Source organism: Providencia sp. PROV197, from assembly GCF_028479625.1.
Classification (GTDB): Bacteria; Pseudomonadota; Gammaproteobacteria; order Enterobacterales; family Enterobacteriaceae; genus Providencia; species Providencia vermicola.
In genome coordinates this window covers 58,010-77,107 of the sequence record NZ_JAMPNZ010000021.1, presented here as the reverse complement: position 1 = coordinate 77,107, position 19,098 = coordinate 58,010, and the positions used below count along the sequence as shown (strand labels likewise).

14 protein-coding genes and 1 pseudogene are annotated in these 19,098 nt (G+C 39.6%); 12 read left to right on the top strand and 3 right to left on the bottom strand.

From position 1 onward, the window contains the following. Positions 1–30: 30 nt before the first annotated feature. From PR808_RS12520 to PR808_RS12505, 4 genes are all read left to right on the top strand, one after another. Positions 31–903 (top strand): ChaN family lipoprotein, encoded by an 873-nt coding sequence (locus tag PR808_RS12520; RefSeq protein ID WP_272539414.1) that lies wholly within the window; start codon positions 31–33, stop codon positions 901–903. A 130-nt stretch (positions 904–1,033) separates the two neighbouring features. After that, the gene (locus PR808_RS12515; protein ID WP_272539413.1) at positions 1,034–1,828 is read left to right on the top strand and encodes an energy transducer TonB; all 795 of its coding nucleotides are present in this window, start codon (positions 1,034–1,036) and stop codon (positions 1,826–1,828) included. A gap of 12 nt (positions 1,829–1,840) precedes the next feature. Beyond that, positions 1,841–4,015, top strand: a complete 2,175-nt coding sequence (locus PR808_RS12510) for a S9 family peptidase (protein ID WP_272539412.1) — start codon at positions 1,841–1,843, stop codon at positions 4,013–4,015. A 154-nt stretch (positions 4,016–4,169) separates the two neighbouring features. Then, positions 4,170–6,431 carry a TonB-dependent receptor gene (locus tag PR808_RS12505; protein ID WP_206086579.1) on the top strand — a complete coding sequence of 754 codons (2,262 nt, stop codon included), beginning with the start codon at positions 4,170–4,172 and terminating at the stop codon, positions 6,429–6,431. Between the two features lie 54 nt (positions 6,432–6,485). On the opposite strand, the gene xseA is transcribed toward PR808_RS12505, so the two are convergent. Next, positions 6,486–7,862: an exodeoxyribonuclease VII large subunit gene (gene xseA, locus PR808_RS12500; protein WP_272539411.1), complete on the bottom strand. Its 1,377-nt coding sequence runs from the start codon at positions 7,860–7,862 to the stop codon at positions 6,486–6,488. Positions 7,863–8,033: 171 nt separating this feature from the next. On the opposite strand from xseA, the gene guaB reads away from it, so the two are divergent. The 3 genes and pseudogenes from guaB to PR808_RS12485 all read left to right on the top strand — a co-directional run bounded on the left by guaB (position 8,034) and on the right by PR808_RS12485 (position 12,660). Continuing rightward, complete coding sequence (gene guaB, locus PR808_RS12495) at positions 8,034–9,500, top strand: IMP dehydrogenase (RefSeq protein WP_206086581.1); 1,467 nt, start codon at positions 8,034–8,036, stop codon at positions 9,498–9,500. Positions 9,501–9,584: 84 nt separating this feature from the next. After that, on the top strand, positions 9,585–11,162 hold the full coding sequence (gene guaA, locus PR808_RS12490; protein ID WP_272539410.1) for a glutamine-hydrolyzing GMP synthase: 1,578 nt from the start codon (positions 9,585–9,587) through the stop codon (positions 11,160–11,162). A gap of 310 nt (positions 11,163–11,472) precedes the next feature. Beyond that, positions 11,473–12,660, top strand: a pseudogene (locus PR808_RS12485) (tyrosine-type recombinase/integrase). A gap of 90 nt (positions 12,661–12,750) precedes the next feature. Here PR808_RS12485 and PR808_RS12480 read toward each other — a convergent pair. Together PR808_RS12480 and PR808_RS12475 are read right to left on the bottom strand one after the other, a co-directional pair. After that, positions 12,751–14,112, bottom strand: a complete 1,362-nt coding sequence (locus tag PR808_RS12480; protein ID WP_272539409.1) for a hypothetical protein — start codon at positions 14,110–14,112, stop codon at positions 12,751–12,753. A gap of 29 nt (positions 14,113–14,141) precedes the next feature. Beyond that, positions 14,142–15,314, bottom strand: a complete 1,173-nt coding sequence (locus PR808_RS12475) for a transcriptional regulator (RefSeq protein ID WP_272539408.1) — start codon at positions 15,312–15,314, stop codon at positions 14,142–14,144. A gap of 93 nt (positions 15,315–15,407) precedes the next feature. On the opposite strand from PR808_RS12475, the gene PR808_RS12470 reads away from it, so the two are divergent. The 5 genes from PR808_RS12470 (at position 15,408) to trbJ (ending at position 19,088) form a co-directional block, all read left to right on the top strand. Beyond that, complete coding sequence (locus tag PR808_RS12470; RefSeq protein WP_195569291.1) at positions 15,408–15,659, top strand: helix-turn-helix transcriptional regulator; 252 nt, start codon at positions 15,408–15,410, stop codon at positions 15,657–15,659. Continuing rightward, positions 15,659–16,495, top strand: a complete 837-nt coding sequence (locus PR808_RS12465; RefSeq protein WP_442960063.1) for a helicase RepA family protein — start codon at positions 15,659–15,661, stop codon at positions 16,493–16,495. Before PR808_RS12470 ends, PR808_RS12465 begins: the two co-directional genes overlap by 1 nt. Then, positions 16,476–17,264, top strand: a complete 789-nt coding sequence (locus PR808_RS12460; RefSeq protein WP_442959384.1) for an ABC transporter ATPase — start codon at positions 16,476–16,478, stop codon at positions 17,262–17,264. Before PR808_RS12465 ends, PR808_RS12460 begins: the two co-directional genes overlap by 20 nt. 630 nt (positions 17,265–17,894) lie before the next feature. Continuing rightward, entirely contained in the window at positions 17,895–18,203 is a 309-nt protein-coding gene (gene traJ / locus PR808_RS12455) for a conjugal transfer transcriptional regulator TraJ (RefSeq protein ID WP_442960062.1), read from the top strand. Positions 18,204–18,308: 105 nt separating this feature from the next. Next, positions 18,309–19,088: a P-type conjugative transfer protein TrbJ gene (gene trbJ / locus PR808_RS12450; protein WP_272539406.1), complete on the top strand. Its 780-nt coding sequence runs from the start codon at positions 18,309–18,311 to the stop codon at positions 19,086–19,088. Positions 19,089–19,098: the final 10 nt, after the last annotated feature.

Sequence of the window (19,098 nt, the reverse complement as noted above, 5' to 3'; positions counted from 1 at the left end):
TGCTTCATCTGCATACTGGAAAATAAAATAATGATATCAAAACGCTTTATTGGAAAAACAATCACATTACTGGCAGGCCTAGTGTTACTGGTAGGGTGTGTTCAGAAATCCCCGCAAAAAACACTTCAACTCGATCATAAACTCGTAGAAAAAAATCAATTGATTGATTTATCTTCGGGGAAATCAATCACCCCAGAACAACTGGTGCAACAACTCGCTCAATCTTCCCATGTGATTGTGGGCGAAAAGCATGACAACCGTTATCACCATCAAATAGAGCAGTGGTTAGTCCAAGAAATGCAGCAGGTCAGGCCGCAAGGTGCGGTTTTACTAGAGATGATGACACCATCGCAACAAAAAGAATTCAATAGAGCAAAAACGGAATTGCAGGGAAATGCTTATATTCGTGATGAGCGGCTACAAACAGCGATCAAATGGAATACGGGTTGGCCATGGGAGCAGTACGGCGAGCTGATTAAACATGTATTAGTGCAACCTTATCCTGTGTTAGCCGCAAACTTAGATAAAGATGTGATTACAAAGGCTTATGCAAATCCGCCTAAATTGACGGGAGCACATTCAACTCAACCCGTTGTACAAGAGATTATTAGTAAAACGATTGAATCTTCACATGGTGGTGAATTGACAGCTGAACAAGTCACCAAAATGACGGTTATCCAACAAATGCGTGACCGCGCAATGGCTAACGCTTTAATTAACGCACCACAACCTGCATTACTGTTTGCGGGTGGATATCATGCAACTCGTGCGATTGGCGTGCCTCTTCACTTACAAGATTTATCACCAGAAACTGAATTTAAGGTATTAATTATCTCTGAAAAAGGCAGTGAGATTGATAATTTACATGCTGATTACGTCTGGTATACCCCAACAAGTGATTAATAGTCAGGCTAATTAAGCTAAATAAATATTAATAATGTGAATGAATTAGCACTATTTGTAATAAATGGTTTTTATTTGCATTTGTTATTGATTATCATTTGCGTTCTTTGTTGTTACATGAAAGATTAAAATGTCGACGATCACTTTAGAATACGGTAGAACGACGAAAACCAGTGGCGCTTTTGCTTTGGCTGTTATTCTGCATGTTGCGGTTATTCTCCTTTTTTTTAAAGTTACGGAAAATGATTGGCAATATTTATTACCGCCACCTTCAGTGGTTATGGAAATTTCCATTGAATCACAAGCTAAACAGTTAACTGAAACTAATATCGGTGAAACTCAAGAGCTCGCGATAGCAAGCCAAGCACAAGAATCGGTTATGGATGATGTTGTCACTCCTTCAGTGCCAATTAACGAAGAGGCTGAAGTGTTGGTGACAAAGGTGGAAAAAACGAAAACTGAGCCAGTACCTAAAAAAGAACGCAAGGACGTGAAAAATAAGCGAATTAGCGAGTTGGAAAGTGATAACTCAAAAGCCAGTGCTGCCCCAGTGACAAGCGATGCGGCGGCAAAGCAACAAACAGATCGCGTTGCGGCTGCATTTAACAGCCATGCTCAATCAGATGATGAGCAACGCCAATGGGAAGCGCTAGTTCTTGGGCAACTGAATAAATTTAAACGCTATCCTGAAGATGCTAGACGGCGTAATCGCGTTGGAAGGCCCGTGATTAAATTTGAGGTAGATGCACAGGGATATATCGTGAATAGTGCATTAGTCAGAAGCTCAGGTACAAACTCATTAGATAGAGAAGCGCAACGGGTACTCACTCGAGCTGAGCCCTTGCCAGTACCCCCTGCCGATATGTTAACTCAAGGCAAAGTGACGGTGGAATTGCCGATTGATTTTACGATTGAAAATAAATAATCAGGGTAAAAAATGCGAACGCACTTAAATAGATTGTCAGGCTTATCAGGAGCCGTTAAATTTTGTCTTATTGCATTATTGGGATTACAGACAAGCGCAGTGTTTGCGGAGGAACGAATGACAGCACCGATGGCCAAAAAGCAGCCACATACGATGACAATCCACGGAGATACCCGTGTCGATAACTATTATTGGTTAAGGGATGACGAGCGTAAAGCGCCAGAGGTCATTGACTATCTCACCCAAGAAAATGCCTATACACAGCAAGAGCTTAAATCAGGTGAGTCATTAAAAAAAGTAATTTATGACGAGTTATTCTCACGGATGAAACAAGATGACGAGTCAGTTCCGTACGATTTTAATGGCTATACTTATCGCACTCGTGTTGTTGCTGGAAAAAATTATGCAATTTATGAAAGACGCCCTGTAAATAGCCAAGGTGAATGGACTGTTTTAGTCGATGGTAACCAACGTGCGGAAGGTACAGAATATTATCGTATGGGGGCGTTAACAATTTCACCCGATAACACAATAATGGCAATTGCAGAGGATAGACAAGGGCGTAATGAATTCGCGGTTTCATTTCGTAAAATTAATGAAAGCCAGTGGCAAAATGATGTGTTGATGAATACATCAGGCAATATTGTTTGGGCGAATGATAACCAAACTTTATTCTATGTGAATAAAGACAAGCAAACGTTATTACCATATCAAGTGGTTAGCCATAAGTTAGGCACAAAACAAGCGCAAGACAAACTGCTTTATGAAGAAAACGATGATACGTTTTACGTGAGTTTAAGCAAATCGACTTCGAAAGAGATCATTTTTATTGGCATTACCAGTACTGAGACATCCGAATATCGGATTATCGATGCTAACCAACCTGATAAAGCGATTGAAACCTTTAAACCTCGCCAAACGGGTGTGGAATACTACCCTGATCATTTCAATGGGAAATTCTATATTCGTTCAAACCATCAAAACCCATTATTTGGTTTGTACACTAATAACAATGCAGAAAAACATGATGATTTTTCGGCGTGGTCGACGTTGATTGCTCCTCGCGATGATGTTGATTTAGAAGGATTTGAACTCTTTAATAACTGGTTAGTGCTTGAAGAACGGGCGAATGGTTTGGTGAATATTCGCCAAATTGATTGGCAAACTCAGCAAGAAAATTATGTGACGTTTGACGACCCTGCGTACATGGCATGGATATCAAATAATCCAGAACCTAATACTAACAAATTGCGTTATGGCTATTCATCGATGACTACGCCGTCTTCTGTGTATGAAATCAATATGCAAACGCAAGAAAAACAGTTACTAAAACAAGAGGATATCAAAAATTTTGATAAGGCAAATTACCAAAGTGAACGTTTATGGATAACGGCTAACGATGGCGTAAAAGTCCCCGTTTCACTGGTTTATCGCAAAGACCTCTTTAAACAAGGCAAAAACCCATTACTTATCTATGGCTATGGGGCGTATGGCTATGGTTTGGACCCTTCATTTAGTTCATCAAGATTGTCTCTGTTAGATCGCGGTTTTGTCTATGCTATCGCACATATTCGTGGTGGTGGTGAACTGGGTAAAAAATGGTATTTGCAAGGAAAGACTATTCATAAAATGAATACCTTCACTGACTTTATCGATGCGACCAATGCGCTTATTGACCAAGGTTATGGAAAAAAAGGGCATATTTATGCAATGGGGGGGAGTGCAGGTGGTTTATTAATGGGGGCGATTGTGAATATGGCGCCTGAGTTATATGAAGGCGTGGTTTCTGCGGTTCCATTTGTGGATGTTGTGACGACAATGCTTGACCCTTCTATTCCATTGACCACTGGGGAATATGATGAATGGGGAAACCCTGAAAATGAAGAGGCTTATTGGCGCATAAAATCCTATAGTCCTTATGACAATATTAAAGCACAGCGTTATCCACATATGTTGGTCACCACAGGCCTGCATGATTCTCAAGTTCAATATTGGGAACCCGCTAAATGGGTGGCAAAATTACGCGATATGAAACAAGGTAATTCTTTATTATTATTGGAAACTAATATGAACGCAGGGCACGGTGGGAAATCTGGGCGTTTTAATGCACTTGATGATATTGCTCTGGATTACAGTTTTCTTTTAATGCTAGAAGATAAAGCTAAATACTTTCCTTATTTAAAATAATTTATTCAATCTAATAATAACCCCCTAAATGTGTGAATATATTTAGGGGGAAACATTTTTTGATAATTCAATTATGGGTATTGAATTTATCTTTTTTATATTGGAATGCACTGTGGGCGTGAATAGAAATATTGCGTTTACAGGAATGGGTTAAATGAAAAATAAAATAATAATATTGAGTGCGAGTATGGTTTTTACTGGTGCTCAGGGGATTGCTTTCGCTGAAAATACACAGCAAGAAAATCAAGGCAAAGAAAAGGTTGTTAAATTTAGCCAATTAAAAGTCTCAGGTGCGCAAAAACAAACGCCTTTGGTTAAAGCACTGGAAAAACCAGGTGCTTACAGTGCTGTTGGAACTGAAAATAAGTTACAAGGTATGGATAAAATTATCCGTACTATGCCAGGGACGTACACCCAAATGGATGGTAGCCAAGGCACAATTAACGTAAATATTCGAGGCCTGAGCGGTTTTGGTCGCGTTAATATGATGGTGGATGGTGTCACACAAAGTTACTACGGTATTTCGCCTAGCCAATACACGCATGGGCAACAGCCCAATAATGATTTCGGCGCGTTAATTGACCCTAATTTTATTGTTGAAGTTGATGTAGAAAAAGGGCAATTAAATGGCAGTAATAGTGTGAATGCTTTAGCTGGTAGCGCAAACTTTCGTACTCTTGGTATTGATGATGTAATTTTTAAAGATAATTTATATGGACTACGTAGCAAAGGAAGTTGGGGAGATAACGGGCTTGGCTATAACGGTATGGTTTCCGTTGCAGGAAAAACATTATTAAATGATGGGGAAGGATATTTTGGTGGTTTAATTGCCATCAGCGGTCACAATATTCCCGGAAGTTATAAAAATGGTGCGGGATATGACAGTGATGATTTTGCAACGGATTCAACGTTCAAACAAAAGCCTCAATCACAATTAACCAAATTAAAATATAAACCCAATGATACACATGAATTAGAGTTTAGCGGCCGTTTTTTACAAAATAAATTAACTCGCCGTAAAATTGATAGTGAAGATTATTACCTTAAATATAAATATACGCCATTAAATGAACTAGTGGATATTGAGGTGTTGGCAAACCACAGTAATAGCAACCAAAAGTTTGAAGGGGATTCCCTTGGGTGGGCTTTGAGAGAGGGCGGGTCTAAAAATATTGCAGATGGCCTTAATATCTCAAATACGAGCCGATTTTCTTATGGAGATGTCGATTTTCAATGGAAAATCGGTTCTAAATTATCGAAAACGAAATACCAAAAGACAGTAAGCTCAGTTATTGATGATGACACATTAAAATATAACCCTTTTTCCCCAGAAGGCACACTGGATTTATCCAGCGGTTATACACAACTAGAAGCGAAATACGATATTTATACGGCGGTATTTGATTTGAATTATATGCACTACCGTTTAAAAGGTTATAAACCCGCTTGCGATGAAACTGAGAAATGTTTCCCTCAGGAAGAAGCTAATATTAACTTAAAAGAGAGTGGTTTTAACCCTGGAGTATTACTTTCTGCTGAAATCATACCTGAATTCCAGCCTTTTGTGAGTTATGCACATTCAATGAGGGCACCAAATTCACAGGAAGTTTTTTATTCGCAAAATGGCGGACAAAGTATGAACCCATTTTTAAAAGGTGAAAGAGCAAATACGTGGCAGGTTGGGTTTAACAGTTTAAAACCTGATTTATTTGTTGAAGGCGACCAATTTAATCTGAAAGCGTTGTGGTTTAATACAAAAATTAAAAATTACATTACGAGCAAGCCATATTTATTGTGTAAGCCAACAAATGCGGTTGAATTAGAATGGTGTTTGATGAACGATGATGTTTGGGACAACGAATTTCCGAATATTACTCAAAAAAGCTATATCTATTCGAATGAAATAAAAGACGTTAATTTGCGTGGTTATGAACTGCAAGCAAACTATGATGCAGGTGTATTCTATTCAATGCTTTCTTATACAAAAGAGACTGGAGACCAGCCTACGTCCATTGCGAAAACCGCAGATTTTAGTGCAGGAGATTTTACGGAACTACCTGATTATTATCTAACCTTAGATACAGGTGTCCGTTTATTGGATGAAAAGTTAACATTGGGAACGACGGTTACATGGACTGGGCCATCCAAACGTATTGGTGTTGAATCTATTGTAGATAATGAAGGGAATGCTTTAAAAGATAAATATGAAAAGCAGCCAACCGTGATTGATTTATACACCGATTATGAAATCAACAAGAACGTCAAATTGATGATGACAATAAATAACGTAACAAATAAAAATTATTCTGATGCACTAAACCGTTCAAATTCGACAGCAATTATGGAGGAACGTGGTAAACACAATGCGACGGCAAGAGGGCGTACTTATATGTTGGGTGGGCAAATTCGTTTCTAATTAGGGTTAAAATATGGGTTTCATTAAATTAAAAAGATGAAACCCATAAAACAGTTAATTTGTTTTTCTTGTGGCGCGCCTTGCTTTTACTTTTTCAATATGGGTAATTTCACTTTCTACCCAGCCATCATTTAAGCGCGTACGTAGCTGTTGTCCCAGTTTAACTTGGGTGGTTTTTTTCAAAACTGCGCCATCAGGTGCTTCGCTAATGCTAAAGCCACGAGCCAGTGTTGCTAATGGGCTAACAGCTTCCATTTTTGAGCACGCTACTGCAAAACGTTGCCTGTAACTGTTCACTAATTGCGTCATCATATTTTGTAAATGGTATTGCACTTGTTGTAAGTGGCGCTGTTGTTTTTGCAATTGTGGTCGTAAATCGTTTTGTTGCAGACGACGATTGGCTCTATCAAATTTAAGTGTGGCAGTTTGCAATTGACGAGTCATTGACTGTGCAAGTTTTTGCTGTAATAAATTCAACTGATTATGTTGTCTTGCTAAACGTAATTGCGGGTGTTGCTGTTGTAAACGGTGATGAAGCTTAGCAAAGCGTTGCTGTTGCCCTGCGATGTAATAGTCCATCGCCATTTCAAGGTGTTGTTGTGCTGATTTTATCTGGCGGAGCATTTCTTGTTGGTTACGACTGACCAGTTCCGCGGCAGCGGATGGTGTCGGTGCTCTCACATCCGCCACATAATCTGCAATGGTGACGTCAGTTTCATGGCCTACAGCGCTGATGATGGGTAATTGGCTCGAAAATATCGCTCTTGCGACGATTTCCTCATTAAACGCCCATAAGTCTTCTAATGAACCGCCACCGCGGCCAACAATCAATACATCACATTCACGGCGTAAATTTGCTAATTCAATCATACGTGCGATTTGAGCAGGGGCGAGATCCCCTTGAACCGCCGTGGGGTAGATAACAATCGGTAGTGAAGGGTCACGACGGCGAAGAATATTTAAAATATCGTGCAAAGCCGCACCCGTTGCAGAGGTGATAATCCCCACAGATTTTGCTGGACTGGGTAACGGTTTTTTATGCCGTGTATCAAATAAACCTTGCGCGCTTAGCGTTTGTTTTAGCAACTCGAAACGTTGTTGCAATAACCCTTCGCCCGCAGGTTGCATGCTCTCAATAATTAACTGGTAGTCGCCGCGGGGTTCATATAGCGTGACGGTGGCGCGCACTAAAACCTGTTGCCCATTTTGAGGACGGAAGGTTACCCGTGCATTTTGCCCACGGAACATCGCCGCACGAACTTGTGCACGGTCATCTTTCAGCGTCAGATACCAATGACCTGAACTAGGCTGGGAAAAATTTGAAATTTCTGCAGTTAACCATATCCGCCCCATTTGCTGATCAAGAAGTTCGCGCACGGCAAGGTTAAGCTTACTAACAGAAAAAATTGCACTATTTTGTGAAGTCGACATGTGAGCCAGATCAAATTTTAAAACAAGGACTTAATCGCTAAATACTAACCTAGCTATCGGAGTTATCAAGTAATTTTTCAAAAAAAGGCTGGAAGCAACCGATTACGGTGTGTATAATGCCGCGGCAATATTTTATACCTTTCCATAACGCTGCCTGGTGGGATATTGCCTATGTTACGCATTAAAAAAGAAGCACTAACTTTCGACGACGTATTACTCGTTCCTGCACACTCAACAGTATTACCAAATACAGCTGATCTCTCTACTCAACTGACTGCAAACATCCGCCTGAACATTCCAATGCTTTCTGCAGCAATGGACACCGTCACTGAATCTGACCTTGCAATCGCCTTGGCTCAAGAAGGTGGGATTGGCTTTATCCACAAGAACATGTCTATCGAGCGTCAAGCGGAAGAAGTTCGCCGCGTGAAAAAACATGAAAGTGGTGTTGTCACTGACCCTGTCACCGTTACCCCAGATACCACTATCCGCGAAGTGCAAGAAATGGCTGAACGTAATGGTTTCGCAGGTTACCCAGTGGTGGCGAAAGACAATTCATTAGTCGGTATCATTACAGGCCGTGATGTGCGTTTCGTGACAGATTTAGACCAACCGGTTACCGCGGTTATGACGCCAAAAGAGCGTTTAGTTACCGTCAAAGAAGGTGAAGCACGCGAAATCGTATTACAAAAAATGCATGAAAAACGCGTAGAAAAAGCCTTAGTCATCGACGATAACTTCCATCTGTTAGGGATGATCACCGTTAAAGACTTCCAGAAAGCAGAACGTAAACCAAACGCATGTAAAGACGAGCAAGGTCGTTTACGTGTTGGTGCTGCGGTTGGTGCTGGCGGTGGCAATGAAGAGCGCATTGATGCGCTGGTTGCAGCTGGTGTAGACGTCTTACTGATAGACTCTTCACACGGCCACTCTGAAGGTGTATTACAACGCATTCGTGAAACTCGCCAAAAATACCCTGACTTACAAATCATTGGTGGTAACGTTGCAACAGCTGAAGGCGCAAAAGCGTTAGCAGATGCAGGCGTGAGCGCAGTGAAAGTCGGTATTGGCCCTGGCTCTATTTGTACTACGCGTATCGTAACGGGTGTTGGTGTACCACAAATTACTGCAATCGCTGAAGCTGCAGAAGCTCTTGAAGGCACGGGTATTCCAGTTATTGCTGATGGTGGTATTCGTTTCTCTGGTGATATCTCCAAAGCGATTGCAGCGGGTGCCGCGTGTGTGATGGTGGGTTCGATGTTCGCAGGGACTGAAGAATCTCCGGGTGAAACTATCCTATTCCAAGGCCGTACTTACAAAGCATACCGTGGTATGGGCTCATTAGGGGCAATGTCTAAAGGCTCTTCAGACCGTTATTTCCAATCTGATAACGCAGCAGACAAATTAGTACCAGAAGGCATCGAAGGCCGTGTTGCCTATAAAGGTCGCCTGAAAGAAATCATTCACCAGCAAATGGGTGGTTTACGTTCCTGTATGGGGCTGACGGGTTGTGGTACCATTGACGCACTGAGAACAAAAGCGGAATTTGTCCGCATCAGTGGCGCGGGTATTCAAGAGAGCCACGTACATGATGTGACTATCACCAAAGAATCACCAAACTATCGTTTGGGACAATAACCGATAACTTTACAGGGTGGTGTGTTGATGTATTGCACATCACCAATTTTTATTTTTGACTTGAATTTTTGGAATTCTCCTCAAATGACAACAAATATCCATAAGCATCGCATCCTTATCCTTGACTTCGGTTCGCAATATACACAGCTGATTGCCCGCCGTATCCGTGAAATTGGCGTTTATTGTGAACTCTGGGCGTGGGACGTTACAGAAGAGCAAATTCGAGAATTTAATCCAAATGGTATTATTCTTTCTGGTGGCCCAGAAAGTACGACTGAGAATGATAGCCCACGAGCACCCGACTACGTCTTCAACGCAGGCGTACCTGTATTAGGAATTTGCTATGGCATGCAAACCATGTCAATGCAACTGGGTGGTGCTGTTGAAGTTTCAGGTGAACGTGAGTTTGGTTACGCAAACGTTGAAATCACTGAACAATGTGAATTATTCCGCGATATCAAAGACTCTCTCAATGAAGCGGGCAAACCTGTTTTAGACGTGTGGATGAGCCATGGCGACAAAGTAACGGCTATCCCTGCGGACTTCAAAACGATTGCAAGCACACCAAGCTGCCCGTATGCCATCATGGCAAACGAAGAGAAAAAATTCTACGGTGTACAGTTCCACCCAGAAGTAACTCACACTCATCAAGGTTTAAATATTTTATCCCGTTTCGTCAAAGATATTTGTCAATGTGAAGCATTATGGACACCTGCTGCGATCATTGAAGATACCGTTGCGCGTTTAAAAGAACAAATTGGTGATGACCACGTATTGCTGGCATTGTCAGGTGGTGTTGATTCTTCAGTTACCGCTTTACTGTTAAACCGCGCTATTGGTAAACGCTTAACGTGCGTGTTTGTTGATAACGGCTTATTACGTTTAAACGAAGCAGACCAAGTGATGGAAATGTTTGCAGGTAAATTTGACCTGAACATTATCCATGCTAAAGCTGAAGATCGTTTCTTAAATGCCTTAGCGGGGATCAGCGATCCTGAAGCGAAACGTAAGAAAATTGGTCATGTGTTTATTGAAGTTTTCGATGAAGAGTCATCTAAACTACCAAATATCAAGTGGTTAGCACAAGGGACTATCTACCCAGACGTTATTGAGTCAGCAGCATCTGCAACTGGTAAAGCACACGTCATTAAATCTCACCACAATGTGGGTGGATTGCCAGATGACATGAAACTTGGCTTAGTGGAGCCGTTAAAAGAGCTGTTCAAAGACGAAGTGCGTAAAATTGGCTTAGAGTTAGGCCTACCTTATGACATGTTATATCGTCACCCATTCCCAGGCCCAGGTTTAGGGGTTCGTGTATTAGGTGAAGTGAAGAAAGAGTACTGTGACTTACTGCGCCGTGCAGATGCTATCTTTATCGAAGAGCTACATAAAGCTGAATTATATCATAAAGTTAGCCAAGCATTCACTGTGTTCTTACCTGTTCGCTCTGTTGGCGTTATGGGCGATGGCCGTAAATATGACTGGGTTGTTTCACTGCGTGCAGTTGAAACCATCGACTTTATGACTGCTCATTGGGCACACTTACCATATGATTTCTTAGGCCGCGTTTCTAACCGCATCATCAATGAGGTTAATGGTATTTCCCGCGTGGTTTATGATATCAGCGGCAAGCCACCTGCGACGATTGAGTGGGAATAATCCCGCAATAAGAATCAGCTGGCACTGACTAGCAAAATAACTATCTAAGCCCATGTAAAAGTGGGCTTTTTTGTTTTTATGGCTCGCCGTATCTGGCACTGATTAGCAGCGTCAAGCACAAGTTGAATGGGGTATCAAAGTTGGTATTATCGCATGCAGATGCCATGAACACTGACTGATACCATGCAATAGTTTTTGATCCTCTCATGGTATTAAAAAGAAGTAATTGTTTGTTTTTAAAGGAATTGAATCATAGTTTCCTACGGTTGTTTTTGCATGGTATCAAAACGTTAAAAAAGGATGAAAATGAATGCTGACTGATACCAAACTGAGAAATTTAAAACCGAAAGAAAAACTCTATAAAGTGAATGATAGAGATGGGCTGTATGTCGCTGTAACGCCTGCTGGCTCTGTCTCTTTTCGTTATAACTACGCTATTAATGGCAGACAGGAAACGGTGACTTTTGGTCGTTATGGTATTGGCGGAATCACTTTAGCTGAAGCCAGAGAGCGGCTAGGGGAAGCCAAAAGAATGGTGGCTGATGGTAAGTCCCCGGCTAGAGAAAAAGCCAGAGATAAAGCGAGAATTAAAGGTGCGGAAACATTTGGTGCATGGGCTGAAAAGTGGCTTCGTGGCTATCAAATGGCAGATTCTACACGGGATATGCGGGGATCAGTTTATACCAGGGAACTCAAGGGCAAATTTGGCAACCAAAAGTTAAATGAAATCACACACGAAGACTTACGGGCGATCACTGACACTATTGTTGAACGTGGTGCACCAGCGACTGCGGTTCATGCACGAGAAATCGTACTTTAGGTTTATCGCTGGGCGATTGAACGAGGCCAGAAGGTAGAAAATCCAGCAGATTTAGTGAGACCTGCAAGTATTGCTAAATTTGAACCCAGAGATCGCTCGTTAACACCAGGTGAAATTGGTTTGATGTATCGCTATCTTGAGAAGGTTGGGACAACGCCCTCAATTCGGGTAGCTGTAAAACTGCTATTGTTAACTATGGTACGTAAAAGTGAGTTAACGAATGCCACCTGGAGTGAAATTAATTTCAGTGAAGCAATTTGGACAATCCCAAAAGAGCTAATGAAACGTCGTAATCCGCATTTGGTTTTCTTATCGCGTCAGGTAATGGATATTTTAGTTGCCTTAAAAACCTTTGCAGGCGGTTCTGATTTTATTCTACCATCGCGCTATGATTCAGATGCGCCAATGAGTAGTGCAACAATGAATCGGGTGCTGGATCTCACCTATAAAGCAGCACAAAAAGACGGGCATGACCTTGCTAAATTTGGGCCTCACGATTTACGCAGAACAGCGAGTACATTATTGCATGAAGCAGGCTATAACACAGATTGGATAGAGAAATGCCTGGCGCATGAACAGAAAGGAGTTAGGGCAGTGTACAATAAGGCAGAGTATCGTGAACAACGCACCGCTATGTTGCAGGATTGGGCTGATATGATTGATGAGTGGACGGTCTAAAGTACGTTTAATAGTGTAATTAGACCTATGATTATCATATCTTGATTATATACATGTTTTATATGTATATAATCAGCGGTACACTTATTATTAGCATAAATCTCTTGAGCTAATGAGATCTTCAAGCTTGTTTGCTTTAAAGTTATGGAAATCAAGGTCATAAAATAAATCACGGAAATTGGTATGATATTTATGGCCACTAGAGTTAATCAATTTAAATGTAGTAAAGATACACTGAGCCACATTATCATCAATTGGTAAATCTAATAATAAGCTTAATGCATGAGAATTTAAGTAAACAAATTTTTCCATGTCAATCTTGGATTTTAGGTAGAATTTGTAAAATTCAATACAGTTAGATATTTTTATCTTTTTAGATAACACTAACTCATTAAGCCCTCCAAATACAATAGATGAATTTAAGCCTGATAATGAATGTGGTTGTTCGAATTGTTTTGATGAAAGAAAAGTTTTAGTAGCATATTCACCAGGATTTAGAAATGCATGTACTTGAATCCAATCACTTTCAAATGATTTTATTCCTAGATAATTTGCAATTACTTTGGCTATGAAAATACGTAAAAAATATAATGGGTAAATGTCATTAGATATTAATGGAAAAAATGGCTGTACTGGATAAATAGCTTTACTATAATAAACTCTTCTTCCATGGGCTACAGAATTTCTAGATTCAATTAAATTTTTAATCCAGTAAGATGTACGTTCATCAAAAAGTTCGTATTTTTTTAATAAATAGGTTATTTTAGAGTATACTGAAATATCCTTATCTAATATAGATGAGATCAATTTTGTTTTTAGGGTGACTTCATTCTCTATTGTTGAGGAAGGTAATGAAAGAATCATATCATTATATTTTCTAAGAAACTCTTCAGTTAAAATTTTAGAATCATTTTTTATTTCACTAGATGATGTATTTCCAAGTAATTCAAGGACATGAAAGTATGATAATGTGGCTTCATCATTAAAAATAAGATTTTCCTCTGTTTCTTTTTCTAAATATCTAGCTTTACGCCAACGATCTAACAAAGAAAAAATAAATTCTTTTTCATGTGTCGTTGAGTCTATGATTTTATTCATTAACTCACTTAAAGTTTGAGTGTGATCAGTGTTTTCTTTAATATAAATAGCATCTAAATTCAGGTTTGGAGGACTATCAATTATTTTTTTATGAGAAGAGTGACCAAATACATCTAGGGGTTCATCAATTAAGAATGATATTATTCCTAGGATACTTAAATATTTAGCTCGTACAAGAATAGTTGAGTCAGTAATAGATTGATAGTTTTTTAGTTGACATAGTATAGAGATTTTAAATGTAGTAGACTCAGCATCATTTTCAGTTGTAACAGAGCAGTTATCTATAGAAAAGGATAATTGCGCTACATTTTTTACTGGGACATTGACGTTGTATTCTACAAGACAATTTTTCATTAATTACTCCAATAAATTGAGTATAAAATTTATTCAGACTCTATATCTAGAGAGCCTTCTAACAAAAAATCCTTACACACAGACTGCATGGCCTTAGATACCGCTTGGTGTGATAATTTTTTACCGCTCAGTGAGCTGATTATTTCAGCTATCTCTCGTTGATTAAAACCTTTCTTGCGTAAAACTAACATGCGTTTTTTATTATCTGATAAACGTGAATTGACCATTTCCCTGGCAATATTGCGTATCTTATCTATGTCATCAGGCCCTAAAGAAACTCCTGCATTTGTCATATTATCAACAATACTAATTATTTTCTCACATGTTTTTTCATCAACGGTAATTGATTCAGAAAATGTATTTTGGATATGCTCAAAACATGTAAGTGATTGAGCGTAATCTATTGTTTTATCGCTAAGATAATAATAAAAATATTCATCAATGAGGTTATCACCTGACATAGCGTTTAAACGCTCTGGTTTAGCTATTTGGCGACATAATCTTAAAACTTCCAATTCAAATTGTTTAGAAGAGCGCATTGCTTGTTTATAGGCTGGGTTCCAAGAGCCATCTTGTAATTGTGGCTTATGGTGAGAGCAATATTTATGGCTAAAATCTGGCACTTTCTTTACTCCATATTTTTCTTCAGTATCTTCAATAAAACCATCATTATTCCAATTGGTAATAAATGAAGAAAACTCAGTTGGGTTGCCACAAAGGTGACATAATCCTTTGCCTCTTTCAGTATTAAAGTAGATATTAGGTGCGAGCCTTGACCTTTTTGGGCGTTTTCCTTTGCAGTGGGAAAATAAGCTTTTTAATGTTTCTTGAGTAGCTATAAATAATTTATCTGGCTCTGTATACGTAGAATGTTCAACAAAAGGCCTAAGATAATCGCCAATACAATCAGAGCAGTAACGAAAACCTCTCATTTTGATTAAATCGCTGTAAGTTAGCTTAGCTGACGCTATTGGACTATATTGTAGATAGTTGTCTGGAAGACGATTCAAGTATTCAGATACAGCTGGGTCAACTAATTCTTTGATTAGTCTGGCTATATTATGGCTTTTGGAAACTTGAGAATATGAATGCCATTGTTCCCTAAACATCGTAATGGCAGCCGCTACGGATTTATCACAGCCAGCCCATATTGGAATGTAGAACTTACCTAATCGTTTTTGGATATCAAATTCTAGTTCCATTTAATAAATTCAACTTTTTTGTCCAATGGATATGATTAATGTACTAGCAAAGCCTGACATTATCTAGCAAATAATGTTTAGGAGGAGCAAGTAATGAGCATATCAGTGAAAAATAAAACGCTGATCAACCGTAAGACATTGTTGAAAATGATCCCATTATCAGACCGAACCATCTACAACCTGGAGCAACGAGGGGAGTTTCCTCGTCGTATTGTGCTGACAAGTCGGAGCGTTGCCTGGGATTTGGCTGAAGTTGAAAACTGGATAGAAGAAAGACGCAGATCATTGTTAAAAGCGGCTAGACCAGGAGATTTATGCAGGGAGTTATCATGGCGATTGAAATAATGTCTGCATTTACAAACGAACCACCTTTATTTGACTATGTTTTACCCAATATGGTCGCTGGGACTGTAGGGGCAATAGTTGCCCCAGGAGGTGTAGGAAAGTCTATGCTGGCTTTGCAATTAGCTGTTCAGATAGCCGGTGGGCCTGATTTATTAGGAATGGGGGAGCTAATGACAGGTAATGTAGCGTATTTACCTGCTGAAGATCCAACAATAGCGATATATCACAGACTATATGCTTTAGGTGCAAGTCTTACTTATAAGCAACAGCAATCCGTGGCAAATGCACTCATGATTGAACCTTTAATTGGCAAATCCCCAAATGTTATGTCTTCTGAATGGTTTGATGATTTACGTAATATTGCAAAAAATAGGCGTTTATTAATTTTGGATACTTTAAGGCGCTTTCATATTGAGGAAGAAAATGCCAGTGGTCCAATGGCGCAAGTAATTGCAAAAATGGAAGCGATATCAACCGAGACAAATTGCTCAATCATCTTCCTGCACCATTCAAGCAAAGGAGCTGCCATGATGCGTACAGGAGACCAGCAACAAGCCAGCCGAGGTTCCTCTGTATTAGTCGATAATATCCGTTGGCAATCATATCTATCAGCTATGACGCCTGAAGAGGCGACTGAGTGGGGCATAGAGCTTAGCCAAAGAAACTATTTTGTTCGCTTTGGTATCAGTAAAGCAAATTATGGTGAACCTTTTACTGAACGCTGGTTTCAACGTCATGAGGGCGGTGTGCTATTGCCAGTGACTCTGACAAAAAAGAAACGCCAGAACGTAACCAGAAACAAAGCCGTGGTGATGAATGATGACGATAACTGGTAATGTGGTTGTTCCAACAAGCACGGTTTTACAGGCGAGAGTGGTTATTTATCAGCCGAGTAAAAAGCCTTTAGAGCGTAAAGGACAGTGGATTGAGACTTCGTTTGGCAAGTGCAGAGTGACAGGAAGACTCGGTCAACGTCACGCTGACATTGTTGAAAGTATGCTTTTTGTGGCAGAACGTAGGCGAGACATAAACGATGGCGGTATAGAGTTATTGGTCGATCCAGCAAAACTTAGAAAAATGCTATCAGACCATCAATATAGCGGGGGAAGATTAAATAAATTACTTCTTGAGCTTAAGGCTGCAACAATCGAAATTGTGACGCCTGAGTTGGAGCAAATAGGAGAAAGTATTATTGGTGGTTTAATTGACCATGTTATTTCATCACCAATGACTAGATACAACCCGCTTACAAGAGGAACTCGTAGATTATGGAAAGTTAGATTAGGCATCGCACTGGTTATGTTACTGGAGCGTGATTTGTCTTTATATTATCGACCTGAATTAATTGCACGACTGAAACATGGCATTAGCCAAGCGGTGGCTCGTCATGTGCTGACACATAAAAATAATCCCCCTGGAGGTTGGTATCTTGACACGCTGCTAGTTGCAGTTAGTGGTAATGATGTGAATGCGAAAACAATGAGTAATTATCGAAGCAGAATTAAAGATGATATTGAGAGATTACGTGAGATAGGTGTTGATATTAGCTCGGTAAATCGAGTTAAACGCCTCACAGGGGCCCAGTTGAAACTCACTGGGGCCTGAGTATAACTTATAAAGGCCCGAGTTGAACTCACAAAGGCCCGATATTTTGGGGTTTTGGCAGGATCTTTAAAATTATTCAGGATTTACAAAAGGTGTATTGCCCGCTTTATGCGGACATAACACCTAAATTCAATCGGCATACGCCGATGGTTTGAACGCCAAGAAAGGCACAAAGCTCTGCCTGAGAAATAAAGCTTCTTTCCTGGCGTTTGGTTCGCCCGAAGGGCGAATCAATAAAATGATGTTTTAACACTACCAGAACACAACTCAAACGCTATTGAAACGCTATTTTAGCACTATTACGACACTATTTAATCGCTGTTTTATCACTAAATTATTAAATGATGGTAGGAATGTGGCGATATAAAGCAGTTAATTTAAGTATAGCGAAAAAATAGCGATTTATTGTATGAGCATGAAGTGAAGTAATGAACTCTGAAGTTAGGGCAGGATAGGTGAAGTAGGACTACCAACAAGTTGTTAGTCGCTCTTCACTCGATTTTATTCGCACTTTTCGGTGCTCAACAATAAATCCTGCTCTACGAGGTTATAAGCTACCGCTATTAATGAGGTGATGATGAATAAAGAATTAAACGAAACACGGAAGAATAGCACGCCTATAAAAGTTTATTGTTACGAAGTGAAAAAGAGAATATTGAATCTCAAGCTAGAAAAGCAGGTATGAGTGTTGCTAAATATTTACGGGAAGTAGGTCAAGGCTATCGAATAACAGGAATAGTTGATTATGAATGTGTTAGAGAGCTAGCAAAAATAAATAGTGATTTAGGTCGGTTAGGAGGGCTATTAAAATTATGGCTAACAAATAATATCAAAACAAAAAACATTAGCAGTGTAACCATAAGAGCAGTATTAAACAAAATAGAATCTAATCAAAATGAAATAGGAAGAATAATGAAAGATATTGTAATGCGAAAATAATAGTAAATTTTAGCGGCTAAAATTTACTTCAGACTTAAAAAATAAATATCCAGTAATTAAAAGCAGCATCTTAATGTTAATTATCTTTTATAAAGAGGTATACCTATGCAAAAAATAAAAATTTTAGCGGCTAAAATTATGTTTGTCGCTTCAATTACAACTGTGACTTACATACAGTCTCCAATTGCTATGTCAGCAGGCATTCCCGTACTTGATGGTACGAATTTAAGCCAGAACATTATGTCTGCTATGGAAGCTGTAGCCCAAACAGCGAAGCAAATTGAACAGTATCAAACTCAACTACAACAATATGAAAATCAATTACAAAATACATTAGCACCTACGGCTTATATCTGGGATCAAGCTCAAACTACGATTGATAATTTATTACAAGCAACAGATACACTTCAGCACTATCAGAATCAATTAGGAAGCTTAGATGCATACCTGAGTAAATTCCAGGATGTTTCATATTATCGGGGATCTCCTTGCTTTAATGGTACAGGCGGATGTATGCCATCAGAAAAAAAAGCAATGGAAGAAAATCGCATATTGGCTTTTGAATCGCAGAAATCTGCGAATGATGCGCTATTTCGTGGATTAGATCAGCAGCAAAAAAATATACAAGCAGATGCAAGGCAATTACAACGTTTACAACAAGCAGCCCAAGGAGCGAATGGACAATTAGCGGCAATTGGTTATGCAAACCAACTGGCGAGTAATCAGGCAAACCAGTTATTACAAATTCGTAGTTTATTAATTACTCAGCAGAATGCCGCTGCGGCTAGACTATCCTCTGAACTGGATGATGAGGCTCGCGGTGCAGCAAGAGAAAAGCAATTACGGACATGGAATTATCAACCAAGCCCAACCGATAATTATTGAGGTAATAAAT

What these genes read in the sequence shown, in the direction of transcription:
- xseA (WP_272539411.1), bottom strand. Translation starts at nt 7,862, where the DNA reads ATGTCGACTTCACAAAATAGTGCAATTTTTTCTGTTAGTAAGCTTAAC.
- guaB (WP_206086581.1), top strand. Translation starts at nt 8,034, where the DNA reads ATGTTACGCATTAAAAAAGAAGCACTAACTTTCGACGACGTATTACTC.
- trbJ (WP_272539406.1), top strand. Translation starts at nt 18,309, where the DNA reads ATGCAAAAAATAAAAATTTTAGCGGCTAAAATTATGTTTGTCGCTTCA.
- PR808_RS12465 (WP_442960063.1), top strand. Translation starts at nt 15,659, where the DNA reads ATGTCTGCATTTACAAACGAACCACCTTTATTTGACTATGTTTTACCC.
- PR808_RS12515 (WP_272539413.1), top strand. Translation starts at nt 1,034, where the DNA reads ATGTCGACGATCACTTTAGAATACGGTAGAACGACGAAAACCAGTGGC.
- guaA (WP_272539410.1), top strand. Translation starts at nt 9,585, where the DNA reads ATGACAACAAATATCCATAAGCATCGCATCCTTATCCTTGACTTCGGT.
- PR808_RS12475 (WP_272539408.1), bottom strand. Translation starts at nt 15,314, where the DNA reads ATGGAACTAGAATTTGATATCCAAAAACGATTAGGTAAGTTCTACATT.
- PR808_RS12510 (WP_272539412.1), top strand. Translation starts at nt 1,841, where the DNA reads ATGCGAACGCACTTAAATAGATTGTCAGGCTTATCAGGAGCCGTTAAA.
- PR808_RS12520 (WP_272539414.1), top strand. Translation starts at nt 31, where the DNA reads ATGATATCAAAACGCTTTATTGGAAAAACAATCACATTACTGGCAGGC.
- PR808_RS12480 (WP_272539409.1), bottom strand. Translation starts at nt 14,112, where the DNA reads ATGAAAAATTGTCTTGTAGAATACAACGTCAATGTCCCAGTAAAAAAT.
- PR808_RS12505 (WP_206086579.1), top strand. Translation starts at nt 4,170, where the DNA reads ATGAAAAATAAAATAATAATATTGAGTGCGAGTATGGTTTTTACTGGT.
- PR808_RS12470 (WP_195569291.1), top strand. Translation starts at nt 15,408, where the DNA reads ATGAGCATATCAGTGAAAAATAAAACGCTGATCAACCGTAAGACATTG.
- PR808_RS12460 (WP_442959384.1), top strand. Translation starts at nt 16,476, where the DNA reads ATGATGACGATAACTGGTAATGTGGTTGTTCCAACAAGCACGGTTTTA.